This is a genomic window from Siphonobacter aquaeclarae, assembly GCF_900103285.1.
In the GTDB taxonomy this organism is placed as follows: domain Bacteria; phylum Bacteroidota; class Bacteroidia; order Cytophagales; family Spirosomataceae; genus Siphonobacter; species Siphonobacter aquaeclarae.
Genome location: NZ_FNGS01000008.1, coordinates 248,617 through 262,299, shown reverse-complemented (window position 1 = coordinate 262,299; position 13,683 = coordinate 248,617). Strand labels below are relative to the sequence as shown.

At 54.4% G+C, this 13,683-nt stretch carries 7 protein-coding genes; all 7 read right to left on the bottom strand.

The window, feature by feature from the left end; all coding sequences use genetic code 11:
* Positions 1-34: 34 nt before the first annotated feature.
* Positions 35-1,348, bottom strand: a complete 1,314-nt coding sequence (locus tag BLR09_RS20515; RefSeq protein WP_093207416.1) for a vanadium-dependent haloperoxidase — start codon at positions 1,346-1,348, stop codon at positions 35-37.
* A complete protein-coding gene (locus BLR09_RS20510; RefSeq protein ID WP_093207413.1) occupies positions 1,345-4,647 on the bottom strand; it encodes a VCBS repeat-containing protein in 3,303 nt (1,100 codons plus the stop codon). The genes BLR09_RS20515 and BLR09_RS20510 overlap by 4 nt, the downstream gene beginning before the upstream one ends.
* Positions 4,648-4,778: 131 nt before the next feature.
* A complete protein-coding gene (locus BLR09_RS20505; protein ID WP_093207411.1) occupies positions 4,779-6,635 on the bottom strand; it encodes a RagB/SusD family nutrient uptake outer membrane protein in 1,857 nt (618 codons plus the stop codon).
* A 15-nt stretch (positions 6,636-6,650) separates the two neighbouring features.
* Positions 6,651-10,178: a TonB-dependent receptor gene (locus BLR09_RS20500; protein WP_245689974.1), complete on the bottom strand. Its 3,528-nt coding sequence runs from the start codon at positions 10,176-10,178 to the stop codon at positions 6,651-6,653.
* Between the two features lie 194 nt (positions 10,179-10,372).
* Positions 10,373-11,482 carry a FecR family protein gene (locus tag BLR09_RS20495; protein ID WP_093207408.1) on the bottom strand — a complete coding sequence of 370 codons (1,110 nt, stop codon included), beginning with the start codon at positions 11,480-11,482 and terminating at the stop codon, positions 10,373-10,375.
* A 181-nt stretch (positions 11,483-11,663) separates the two neighbouring features.
* Complete coding sequence (locus BLR09_RS20490; RefSeq protein ID WP_093207406.1) at positions 11,664-12,278, bottom strand: RNA polymerase sigma factor; 615 nt, start codon at positions 12,276-12,278, stop codon at positions 11,664-11,666.
* 220 nt (positions 12,279-12,498) lie between these two features.
* On the bottom strand, positions 12,499-13,638 hold the full coding sequence (locus BLR09_RS20485; protein ID WP_093207403.1) for a 2-isopropylmalate synthase: 1,140 nt from the start codon (positions 13,636-13,638) through the stop codon (positions 12,499-12,501).
* Positions 13,639-13,683: the final 45 nt, after the last annotated feature.

The window sequence follows — 13,683 nt, the reverse complement described above, 5'->3', positions numbered from 1 at the left end:
TACCCGGCCCGGGCATTCCCGCGAAGGGGGTTGATTACTGCTTCGCGACGAGCGCCGTCTTTCCTTCGACTGTCTTCAATACCCAGACGCCTACTTTCGTCCCCTGTTCGCGTCCGTTATCGATGGCATCCATGAAGTGGATACCGCCATAGAGCCGGGAAATACCCGCCTCCTCGGCGGCGTGCCGGAAGGAACGGAAGGACCTCGCTTTCAAGCCGAAAGGCTCTTCCACGGTATCCGTATAAGCAAAATTATCACCCAGGTAGTAGGTCAGTACTTCGGCGGCGGCAGACGAAATCGTCGAGTGCCCGCTGAGGTATTCCGGAAAAGGCGGCGTCTGTAGAAAAGGCTTCCAGCCGGGGTCAATACACTGACGGATAGCCGTTTCCGGGCGAATACGATTGCTGCGGTACTTTTCGTCCCAGCAGCAAATGAACCCGTCTGTCAGCGCCAGCGCCAGTACGGTATTGATCTTCATGGCCCGTCCGAACGGAACCTTCGCTTTCTCACAGGCGATACCGGCAATTCCCAGCCAGTGTGCACCCGGAGATATCTTTTTCATGCCAACCATGAGGTGGCCGTTGTCTTCCAAAGCGAATGGATTACAATCCCAGAAAGCAGCGATCTCTTTGTGATCTCCGTCGAGCTTTTCGTCGTAGTTCTGCTTCATCAGCTTGTAGAAGGCAGAGTTTTTGTCGGTCGAATAGGCGGCCGGCGGCGCAGGCCTGAACTGCGAGCAGGTATCGAGGGTAAACGGCCGCACGGTTTTGAAATACGGCTCTACAGGTGCGAAATAACCCGGCGGCGTCGGATACCACATGCCGTCGCCCTTTACCGGCTGGTAGCGGGGATAGTTGCTAATGCGGTTATAACGATCTTTCTTCGCATAGGCCAGTATCTGTTTGCTGATCGCCTGCGCATAGGCGCGGGAGCCGGCGAGTACGTCTTCCGAAAACCCGGCTGTCCGGCAGGAATCCAGGAATTTCGCTTCATAGCCGGCCATGCGCTTGCCCGACGGCTGCATTTTCTGGGACGTTTCCATCATGGCCAGCAGCGCTGCCAGCGGAGCGGAATAGGCTTTGATTTCTGTCGGATGCTGAATTACCGGAAATCCGTTGAGTTTTCCGGCCATGCTGCCGCCAACGGAGTCATGGCGGGCAATGATCTCGTAGCCCGACAGGCACGCGTAGGAGAAAAACCGCGCTGCCAGCGGCGGGTTGCTGACGTCGTGAATCATGATTTCGGTCATCTCTTCGACGACGCGCGTAATCGCAGCCTGCGGTACTTCGGGCTCCTTGCCCGCACATCCGGCCAGGAGCCAGAGAAAAAGGAGGAAATAACGTTTCATTTTTTTGCCGGACGATACGCTACCAGCGGCTTTTCATTGATGCCCAGCAGCAGGGTTTCGTTGAGAGTAAGGATGTTGCGGACGTCTCCGATGATGCGGAAGCCGGAGTGATGCTGGGGAACGTAGCTGAATCCGCCTTTCCCGTCGCCGCGCAGTACAACCCCGTAATTCGCATCGTAGTTGCCGAAGCGCAGGCGCGCCCGGTTGATGTTTCCGGCGAGAAGAAGATCTTTGCGGCCATCCCGGTCGACGTCAAAAACAGTCATCGCCATGACCGGCGCCATCTGCGCTTCCAGGGGCAGCTTCTGCTCGGAGAATTTGCCGTCGGCGCCCTGCCGGAAGTACATGGTATGCAGGCAGTTCGCTTCCAGTTTGCGGGTGTCTTTCCGCTCTTCTTCCGTAAAAATATCCGTGAGTGTCGCCTCGGCGTAGCTTTTGTAGTCCGGGAAACGCGTCCGCATGATGCTCAGCTGGTCGAGTAACTCATCCCGGGTGACGTACGGGTAGCTTTTTCCCTGGATATAAAAACAGAGTATGGGATCGATTGCCCCGTTGTCATCAAAATCCTTGACATACAATTCTGCCGGTTCGTTTTCCGATACGCGGCATTGGGTATTTGTTCCCTGATTGCCGACGATCAGATCCGGGCGGCCATCGCCATTCAGATCATCCACCAACAGGCGGTTCCACCATCCTTTGTAGGATTTAGGAAAGTAATCAGCAGTTTTATCTACCCATTTTCCGCCCTGGTTTCCCAGTACAGTCAGCGGCATCCACTCGCCCACCAGCAATAGTTCAGGCGTTTTATCCCGGTTCAAGTCCAGCCAGGCCGCATCCGAAACCATCCCAATCTGCCGGAGACCGGGAGCCAGTTTGTCGGTAAGATCGGTGAAATGCCCTTTTCCGTCATTGATCAGCAGGTAGCTCGGCGAGCTCTCCGGGTACCGGCCGGGTACTGTCTTTCCGCCGACAAAAAGATCCGGAGCGCCGTCACCGTTTATGTCCGCCGCTTTCACGCATCCCTTCGCTCCTTTTACGGGCGGAAGAGCCGCCGGCTGAAAGTTTCCTTTGCCATCGTTGAAGTAAAGCTTATCCTGCAACCGGGCGTCGTCCGGAAGCAGGTCTCCGTATCCGCCAGCGGCCACATATAAATCCGGGAAGCCGTCTTTATTGGCGTCGAAAAAGAGAACAGCCGTCTCGTCTGCGCCGGGGGCAAAATCGGTCTTTTTCGAGAACGTACCGCCGGCCTGTTGCAGGTAGAGCGCGCCGCCCTTGCCGTTACCACCGCCGACGTACACATCTTCCCTCCCATCGCCATTCACATCTGCCTTGGCGAGTGCCGGTCCGGCAAACGACTGCGGATTGACCATCAGCGGCTGGCGCTTGAAATCGTTCAGCGTACTCGTTGCCGGCACGTAGTTTACCGGTGAGGCGACGGCTTCATACCAGGCCATTGCTGCCGGAGCAAAGACAGATTTGGCCGCTTTCGCCGCCGATTCCTTCAATACCAGCGTCTGATCAGCCTTGACCTGGTAGCGTACTTCGGTTTTGCCGTCGGGCCAGGTGATCTCCAGGGTATCTACCAACGCCTGCGTCCCCAGTCCGAAGTGCAATACCGGCGTGACGCTGGACTGGTATCCCCTTGAGGGCGACTGCTCCAGGTATTGCGTCTGGCCTTTTGCCCGGAGGCGTATCTTCGCGCCTATCCCCTGGCTGTTGTGCTGCTCTCCTTCGAGGCGAACGGCCAGGTAGTGTGCTTTGGCATCGTTCCGGTAAACCGCTGCGGGTTGGTTGGTATTATTGACGATGAGATCGAGGTCTCCGTCATTATCGAGATCGGAAAAAACAGCACCGCTGCTGTTGACAGGCTGGCGCAGGCCCCAGGACTTCGGCGTAAACGTGAGGTCTCCGTTATTCCGGAACACATAATTGGGAAGATTCGAAGCAGGGATTTGCTGGACCAGGCTGAGTACATCTTCCCGGTGAATATTTCCCTGGCGGTTTTTCATGAAATCGCCCATGTATTTCAGGAAATCCTGGTTGGTATAGTCCCTGGGATAGCCATTGGTGACGAAGAGATCCTTCCAACCGTCGTTATCCAGATCGGCAAACAGCGGCGCCCAGCTCCAGTCGGTATTTGAGATGCCGGCCAGCTGGCCTACTTCGCTAAAGGTTCCGTTTCCGTTGTTGACATGCAGCATATTGCGCATGTACTGGTAGTAGAAGCCGGAGCGCAGGTTGAGGTCGAACTTTTCATAGTTGTCCGGCGCCATGAGGAGTTTCTGGCGACGGTTATCCTCGGGGAGCATGTCGAGGGTATAGATATCCGGATAGCCGTCGTTGTTGATATCCGCGATATCATTTCCCATCGAAAAATGGGAGGTATGCCGGAGCTGCTGCTGAATCTGATTGGTGAAGGTACCGTTCCGGTTGTTGAGGTACAGGAAATCGGGAACGGTGTAGTCGTTGCCCACGTAGATATCCGGCCATCCGTCTCCGTTGACGTCGGCCACGTTTACGCCCAGTCCATACGAAAGCGCAACACTCTGGATACCGGACTGACGGGTAATGTCTTTGAATTTCCCCTTATCATTCCGGAAAAAGCGGCATCCTGCGGACGCATCTTCCTGTTTCAGGATTGCTGCCGTCGATGCTTCGTCGAGAACCGGCAATGACTTGGGGTTATGGTTAAGCAGGAAAAGATCCAGGTCGCCGTCGCGATCAGAATCGAAAAAAACGGCGTGCGTGCTGGTCGCCGGGTGGTTCAGCCCGTAGGCTTCCGATTCTTCCCTGAAATGCGGGATACCCTTCGCATCCGCACCCTGATTGATGAAAAGCTGATTGGTCCGGTTTTCGGCAGCTACGCTGCCGGAATAGCAGACGTAGATATCGAGGAGGCGGTCGCCGTTGACGTCCGCCATTGTCACCCCGGTTTTCCAGGGACCGGGACGTCCGGCGGCGCCGGAAGCGTCCGTAATGTCTTCGAAGCGCATGTTTCCCCGGTTGAGGTACAACCGGTTCGGAGTCATGTTCGCGGTAAAATACAAATCGTCGAGGCCATCGCCGTTGAGGTCTCCGGCCGCTACGCCACCGCCGTTGTAAAAATATTCATACATCAGAATATTCGTATTCAGGCCTTCGGTAAGCGTATTCGTAAAGGTAATCTGTGTCTGTTCGGGGGTTAAAAGCGAGAAGAGAGGCTCTTCTTCCTTTCCGGTCTGAACCTGTTCTTTTTCTTTTTTCTGGCAGGCAGACAGCAACAGACTGCCGGCCAGCAACAGGGAAAGTGCGCGTACCATTTCAAAAGTTAAGGGAGGGGTGAGAACAATGAAGGGAGGTTAAGCAGGATAAGCAGCACTAAAAAAGATTCAGTACGGGATGCCCGTCCCGGCAATACCGGAACGGACACCACGTACTGAAGGGTAATCCATTAATAACCGGGGTTCTGAACGAGCTTCTTGTTCCGGTTCATTTCATCCCGGTGAATGGGGATGAAGTACATCTTGTCGGACCAGTTCCGGTTTTCGATACCCGGATCAATGTCGGTGACCTTGTACGCGTAATCGTAGCTGGTCGGGTCGTATTTATACAGTGTCACGTTTTTGCCGGCTTTCAGCGTACCGTTGATCTGTATAATTCTGGCTTGCTTGCCGATGGTCGTCGGCGCGATCATCCAGCGGCGGGCATCGTGGAAACGCTGCTCTTCGTACGCCATTTCGACACGGCGTTCGTTGCGGTAGCGGTCACGGAGGGCCGTTCCCTTGTCGGTAATGGCCGGCATACCTGCCCGGAAACGGACCTTGTTCAGCCAGAGCGTAGCTTCTGCTTCTTCACCCAGTTCGATACAGGCTTCGGCGTAGTTCAGGACAGCCTCGGTGTATCGGAACAGCGGCCAGGGAATCTGCTGCTGACCGTTCTGATCGATAATTGCCGGGTTCGGATCAATGAACTTACGCATGTAGTAACCGGAGCGGGTACCGTTCCAGTCTTCGATGGAGCTCTGACGGGTGTCGAGACCAAACGCGTTGACGACTTTGCCGGTCGCGTCGTTGATCTGGTACTGACCGGTCTGGATCTGGTTGTAGGGATCCTTTCCGGCCGCGTCAGAGGGCCGGGGCTTCCAATCAGCGCCGTCATGCAGAATCGTGCCTTTGAAACGGGGGTCACGGTTGGTATACGGAGCTGCAGCATGAGCCGGGTTCGACCAGCTGAACTTCGTACCGTCCATCATTTCATAGTCGTCTACCAGGTTCTGGATCGGCGAGTTACCTGCCCAGTTGTGGTATCCGTTCGGGCCGTTGTAGAGACCGATGTGCTGACCGTTTTCATCTTTCACAGCCGAGAAATAACGGCCGAGGATGAGTTCGGCTTCGCCGCCGTTCTTCGCAGTTGCTACATTGATGTAGTTCTGGGTACCGGCTGCCGCCGTAACGGGAGCCGTCAGGTTGAGGCTGTAGCCATATCCGGAAAGATCCAGAACAGCCTTCGCCGCTTCCTTGGCCTTTTGCCAGCGTGCTTTGCGGTCGCCACTCACATACCCGAGGAATTCGGGGTTGGAGTAGCCGGCGATAACCGATGAAGTCTGCTTCGCAGTCGGTACATCGTGCAGGTCACTCGCGGCGTAAAGCAGCACGCGTGACTTCAGCGCGAGCGCGGCGCCTTTCGTAGCGCGGCCCTGAGCAAGTGATTTGCCGTCGAGGGCTTTTGCCGCATCGTCGAGATCCTTGACGATGAAGTTGACGCCTTCTTCGTACGTGTTCCGGGGAACGGTATAGTCCGCTTCACCCAGCGTAGAGACCTTGTCCATCAGGGGTACTCCACCGTAGAAACGCATCAGCTGGTGGTAGTAGAAGGCCCGCAGGAACTTGGCTTCGCCGAGGAGACGCTCTACCATAGCGGCGTTGTCGAACTTCGGACTGGCCAGGTTCTGGATAGCGAGGTTACAGGCGCGGATGCGCAGGTACATGTTCTGCCAGCTCCAGGAACCGTTTACCCAACCGATATCGGCGGGGTTTGACCGGGACTCCGTGATGGTGTTGATCCCGCGGCCGGGGTGCGTAAAGAGCGCTTCATCGGTAAGAGAAGCGTTCATCTGCTCGTCGAACCCGCCGTTCTGAAAGCCGTTGTAGATTTCGGTTACGAATGCTTCGGCCAGACCGGCGTCCGACCACACGTCTTCCTGTGATACTTCACCCAGGGGCTTGATATTCATGAAGTCCGTGCTGCATGCCTGGCTCACCAACGCAAGGCATACGATCAATCCAATTTTCTTATACAGTTTTTTCATGAGTAGAAGCACCAATTAGAAGGTGAGCGATAAACCGGTGTTGATGATGCGCGACTGCGGGTAGTACTGGCCCGTGGTGCTGCTTGATTCAGGATCGTACACTTTCAGTTTATCGAAAGTCAGCAGGTTCAGACCGTTCACGTAGACACGGAGGCTGTTGACGCCTACTTTTCTCGTCAGGGTCTGCGGAATGGTGTAACCTACTTCCAGGTTTTTGAGACGGATGTAGTCCGTGCTGCGCAGCCAGTAGGTATTACCGTTTGAGTAGTACTGGTTGCTGCGGTCGGCGATACGCGGATCAACCGAGCTCGGGTTGTTTACCGTCCAGCGGTGCTTGTACACGTCGAGGAGGTAGTTACCGATACTTCCGGATTCACCCGTGCTCACGTATGACTGAGCGCCCGTTGCGTACTGGAACAGGATGGTCATGTCAAAGCCCTTGTACTGCAAGGAGCCGTTGATACCGCCCTGGAGCGTCGGCGTGCTGGTTTTGTCACCGCGGAACTGATCGTCCGGCGTGATTTTACCGTCGCCGTTGTAATCCTTGTACTTCATGTCACCGGGGCGGAGCGTTTTGGTGATCGCGGTGTAATCGAGCTTGTTGGCGTCGATGTCAGCCTGATCCTTGAATACGCCGTCATACTGGTAGAACAGGTAGGCGCCGTATTGCTTGCCGGTAGTACGTTGATAAGAAGGAGCACCCGGAGCTTCATCCCAGAAAACGATCTTGTTCTTGGCATAACCGCCGTTTACGCTGACGTTGTACTTGAAGTCGCCTGCATTGCCGGCATATCCTACCTTGAATTCAAAACCCTGGTTGCGGAGAATACCGATGTTCACAGCCGGCAGGGTCATACCCGTCGTTTGCGGAACAGAAGCATTTTGCGGCCACAGGATGTTCGTCCGCTTGTTGTTGAAGTAGTCGAATTCGAAGTTCAGCTTGCCATTGAGCAGTTGTCCTTCGAGACCTACGTCGAGGTTATTCGCCACTTCCCAGGTGATGTTCGTGTTCGGTACGCGGCTTTCACGAAGCGTTTTCACCGGCTGGCCGTTGATGATGTACGTGTTGAAGCCGAACGTCGACAGGTACTGATACTCCTGGAGTGATCCGTTGTAGAAGATCTGGTCGTTACCCATCTGTCCGTAAGAACCGCGCAGCTTCAGGTAGTTGATCGCGGGTACTCCGTTCTTGAAGAAGTTTTCTTCCGAAATAACCCAGCCGGCCATGATACCCGGGAAGAAGCCGAAACGCTTGTTGGCCGGGAAGTTGTACGAACCGTCATACCGCCAGAGGAACTCGGCGAGGTACTTCTCCTTGTAGTTGTACGCCATACGACCGAAGTAGCTCAGACGGCCCTGGTTGTAAGCGCCGCCGCCGTTGTCTTTCTGGGCGTCTCCACCGGCAAACATCTGGTCAATCGCTGACGAGATGAAGAAGCGGCGGTAGGCGCTGAAATAATCGTCCTTCACCGTTTCCTTGTTGATACCCGCCAGGAACGTTACCGTGTGATCCTTGAAGGTACGGTCGTACGACAGCAAGCTACCGAGGAGAATGTTGAGTTTGCTTTCGTCATACTGGTTCAGGTTCGGCTCGGCCGGACCACGCTGACCTTTTACGAGCAGCGGCGTCTTGCCGTCGGCTTCGTACTTGCCCTGCCAGGTGTAGAGGAACCAGGGCGTCTGCCACTGCTTCGTGCGCTGGATGTACTTATCGACAGCAGCGGTACCCGTCAGTTTCAGGCCTTTCACACCGGGGATCTTGATTTCAACAGAACCGTTGGTCTGGAGGTAATCGCGGTAATCGCGGTTGTAACCCGTCTGGTTGGTCGTGATGACAACCGGGTTCTGACCGTTTTCGATATCCGGACCGGGCTTGCCGTTGGGCCAATAAGCCGGAGACGTCGGCAGACCGCGCATCAGCATCCGGAAGATCGCGCCTGCGCTTTGGGTCGGGAAGAAACGGAATTCTTCGCGGGCCAGGGCGCCGACTTTCACGTTGACATATTCGTTGACTTTCGCATCTACGTTGATACGAAGATCATACTGCTTGTAACCGGTAGCGGCGTTCTTGTAGTACGCATCCTGATTCTGGTAGCCCAGTGAGGTCATGTACTTGACGTTTTCGTTGCCGCCGGACAGTTGCAGCGTGTGGCGAACCTGCGGAGACCAGGTCTTCAGTGCAGATTTATACCAATCGGTGTTGGGGTGGAACCAGGGATCGGAACCATCTGCAAACTTCTGGAAATCGGTCGGACCAAACGGAGCAGCCTTTACGCTTCCGTCAGGACGGGTGTAAGAACCGGTCGACTTGAATGCATCGGTAGCACCTTTCCATTCTGCCGTCGGCAGGTTGAATACTTCCAGCTCGTTCCGCATTTCAGCGTACTGGGTAGCATTGGCCAGCTTCGGAACAACCGTCGGTTGCGCAAACCCCTGGTTAAACGAGTACGACAGCTCGGGCTTACCCGTTTTGCCGCGCTTGGTCGTGATGAGGATAACGCCGTTTGCTGCGCGTGACCCGTAGATAGAGGCCGCAGCATCTTTCAGAACGGATACGCTTTCGATATCGGCCGGGTTCAGGCGGTCAAAACCACCGTTCCGTGCCGGAATACCGTCGATTACGACGAGCGCTCCGGTGTTACCCAGCGTATTGACGCCACGGATACGGATGGTTGAACCATCGTAACCCGGCTCGCCGCCGCCCTGGGTAGCGATAACCCCCGGCATACGGCCGGCCAGTGAGTTGGAGAGGTTGACGGACGGTGATTTTACCAGGTCGGAGCCTTTCACGCTCACGACAGAACCCGTTACCGTTTCCTTCTTTTGCTCGCCGTAACCCACAACGACTACTTCAGACAGCGCTTTGATGTCGTTCTGAAGCTTCACGTCGATCGTGGTACGCGTTCCTACCGTAATTTCCTGCTTGAGGAAACCAACGTAGCTGAAGACCAGCACGGAGTTTCCGTTGGGCACGGAAATCTTGTATTTCCCGGAGGCGTCTGTCGTCGTTCCCTGAGAAGTTCCCTGGACGAGTACGCTCACACCGGTCAATGCGTTACCTTCTTCGTCCGTTACCGTACCTGTCACCGAAACATCGGCAGGTGCGACATTGAACGAGGTCGTGGCCGCTTCGTCTGACGAAGCTTCCGCCGGCATCGAGGATGTATTGACATTCTTTGCGGACAGGCGTTTCAGGATGATCTGCTCGCCGATTACCTGATAGGTCAGGTTAAGCGGATGAAGCAGCTCTTCGAGGGCGGTTCCTACCGTCGTATTCTTCAAACGCAGGCTAACCTTACGCTCGGCCGAAACCATCTCATGGCTGTAAAGAAACCGAACGTTGGCGATCTTCGAAATTCTGTCTAATACACTCTCTAAGTCCTGATTTTTAACGGCAATGGTCACTCGGTGTGCCAGAAAGTCCTGCCCCGAACTCTCGTGGGCATGACTCACTCCAACAAACACCACTGCCATGAAAAACTGCACAAGACTGACTTTCATAACGTCGTACAGCAGTTTGTTTGAGTAGACAAATTTTTGCATAGATTTGAAAGGTTTTTAATAAACCAATTGACAAAAGAACCCCTGTCATCCTCGTTGTCGGGATGAGATCAAGCAACTGTAAAAGGGGGGATTTTCTCGCCTCCGATGCTGGTACCATCGGGGGCTTTTTCATGGGATAAGGGTTAGTCGTTTGCTACATAGGCACGAATAAGAAAAAGAGACAAAGATTCGACTTAGGGGTTGAGATGTTGGCAGCCCTTACTTTTGATCATGACCGACCCGTTTTCATACACATAACTGGACTCGATCGCTGCGCAGATCATGTCCAGCTTGTCGGTCAGGGGTTTATCCCCCAGCGTAGCCGTAAGGGTACAGTTTTTTGTCACGTCGGCGTCGAATTCAATCCGTACGCCATAGGTCTTTTCCATTGCCCGGAATACCGCGCTGATCGGAGTCCGCAGGTAGATAAATGTCTCCTGTTCAATCGGTTGTAATTCCGGCGCCTTTACTTCCGACAGGGTCAGTTTGAAATCCTGCCGCTGAAACACTGCTTTCTGACTCGGGGAAAGAACCAGCATGGGTGTCGTTGCCGACGGCTCCACCGTTTCCTGTTCCACCGTTTCCTCGCGCTGATACACCGAAACCGAGCCGGTTTTGACCAATACCTGAACCTGGGTATCGTGGTCAAATGCCCGTACGGTAAAGCTGGTCCCCAGTACCCGGGCCACTACCTCGTTTGCATACACATAAAATGGCTGGCTCCGGTCTTTCTTCACTTCAAAGAAACCCTCGCCGCTCAGGAATACTTCCCGTTTTTCCTTTTCAAACCGGGTCGGAAAACTGATCCGACTGTTGGCCTGAAGCAGGACTGAACTGCCGTCCGGCAGGAGGACTACCCGGGGTTTTTCGGAGGCATTGACTACCTCTTTCAATTCTTTTCCAACCTCCTTTTTCAGCGCCTGGTACGAAACTGCGGGCGCGGGCGGCCCGGGCGCCGTCAGGTACGTCCGGCCAAATCCCCACCAGGCAAGCCCGGCGATCAGCAGAAAGCCGCTGACGGACGCAGCCAGCCCCCGGGAGAACGCAAGGCGTCGTCGGGGTACGGTATACGCAAGTATTTGCTCCGATTTTTCCAGTACGTACTCGTCTGTGAGTACGGTAGCCGGAGCCATGCCGGCCAGAACGCCTCTGGCGCGCTCCAGCGCTTTCAGAGAAGGAGGGCGACTGTACACATACGTTTCCCAGTCGGCAGACTCCTCTTCCGACGAACGGCCCAATACCCATCTCCGGAAAGAAGGGTCGTTCAGAAAATCTTCGACCTTAAAATGGTTATAGCTCTGCATGGAATAATCAAATAGGCACCTATTCCACTCTGATTAGGAAAAGGGCAGCCCGTCATACCCTTCAGAAATAGTAGTTTTTCAATTTTTTTTTAAACCCATTGCTTCCACCCGGTGTCTTTGCAACATCTATGTGTTATGCCGACACATTCAGGAAGCATTTATATTCCTATTCCTCAGGATATTACCCCAAAAAAGCAGAAAGAATAAACAGGTATAGCGGCGAAACGACCGACTTCTGCCAATGCATGCGCAGGTATGTCATCGCCTTTTGAAGGTGGTTGGAAACGGATTGGCGGGTAATGCCCATGATCTCCGAAATCTGCTGAATATCACAGTCTTCGTAGTACTTGAGATACAAGGCTTCCCGCTGACGTTCAGGAAGTTGGGCCAGCATCAGCGAAAGCTGGCTGGCGATTTCGCCTTCTGACTCGTTCCGGAGCAACGTCTCCTGAATACTGGGTTCGAAGGTAGACTCTTCCTCGCTTTCGGAAAGATCTGTATAGCGCTGATGCTGCTTGAGTTCAAAGACAATCCGGTTGCGGAAAGCCTTGAGCAGGTAATTGCGGAGAGAAGGGGGTGTATCGGTCAGGTCCTGTTTACGCTCCCAGAGATAGACAAACAAATCCTGGATAACATCTTCAATGAAATCGCTGTCGCGACAGAAGCGCGTGCCGTAATTGTGAAGAATGCGGTAATGGGTGACGATAATCTCCTGAAACGCTATGCGGTCTCCCCCGGTGAACCGTCTCCAAAGCAGGATTTCCTCACCTACCTGAATCATAGCGTTTTCTTTCATGATAGAGTTTCAGGGTAAACTAATCAAAGTTACTGCATTTGCCGCAATAGTTTAATTTATTACCCGGATAATCTCATTAAACTCCAGCGACAATTGTAAATCAGGGATCAAGTATAAAAATTTTCAGGCGGAATTTACATTAAAACAGACACAGAACGGCAAAAAAGAAGGCGCCGAACAAGCCGGCGCCTTTAACTGGATAATTTAGTACCAAAACCCGTTAACCTACCAGCTCCATCAGGTCCCGGTCGTGGATCATTTTCCGTTCGTCGGCCATGAGGAGGAAGCGGTCATACAACCGGTCGAGATCCAGTTTTTCAAACTGGAAGCCGAGCAATTGCAGGCGGTGGCGCAGGGCAGCGCGACCGCTGCGGGCCGTCAGGATGATTTCCGACTGCGGCACGCCCACTTCTTCCGGGGTGATGATTTCGTAATTGGATGCGTTTTTCAGGTGCCCGTCCTGGTGAATCCCGGACGAGTGTGCGAAGGCATTCCGGCCCACAATGGCCTTATTCGGCTGCACAGACATCCGCATCATTTCCGAGACCAGTTTGGACATCGGATACAGACGGCGGGAATCAATACCGGTTTCGAAGCCCAGATCCTTATGGACCTTGAGCGCCATCGCTACTTCTTCCAGCGACGTGTTTCCGGCCCGTTCTCCGATCCCGTTGATGGTGACTTCCACCTGCCGCGCCCCCGCCCGTATACCGGCCAGCGTGTTCGCTGTTGCCAGCCCAAGGTCGTTATGGCAGTGCATGGAGATCGTCGCCCTGTGAATATTCGATACGTTTTCGAAGAGATAGCTGATCCGGTCATACATCTGATCCGGCAGAAGGTAGCCCGTCGTGTCGGGGAGGTTGACAACCGTCGCCCCGGCGCCGATGACAGCTTCCGTCAGCTTTGCCAGGAACTGGAGGTCAGCCCGGCCCGAATCTTCTGCAAAAAACTCGACGTCTTCGACAAATTTCTTTGCATACTTCACCGCGGCCACTGCCCGTTCCAGAATCTGCTCGCGGGTCGAGTTGAACTTGTGTTGAATGTGTACATCCGAAGACCCGATACCCGTGTGAATACGCGGGCGTTTCGCCCATTTAAGCGCATCCGCAGCGACTTCGATATCTTTTTCCACGGCGCGCGTAAGGCCGCAGATTGTCGGTTCGGTGACGGCCTTGCAGATTTCCACGACCGAACGGAAATCACCCGGACTGGAAATCGGAAAACCTGCCTCGATGACATCAACCCCCAAGGCTTCCAGTTCCTTGGCGACCACCACCTTTTCTTCCGTTGTGAGCTGGCAACCAGGCACTTGCTCGCCATCTCTCAGGGTAGTGTCGAAAACTTGAATTCGCTGACTCATGGGTAAACAGTGGTTCGATGAACTGGTAAATTACATTGGTTAGGA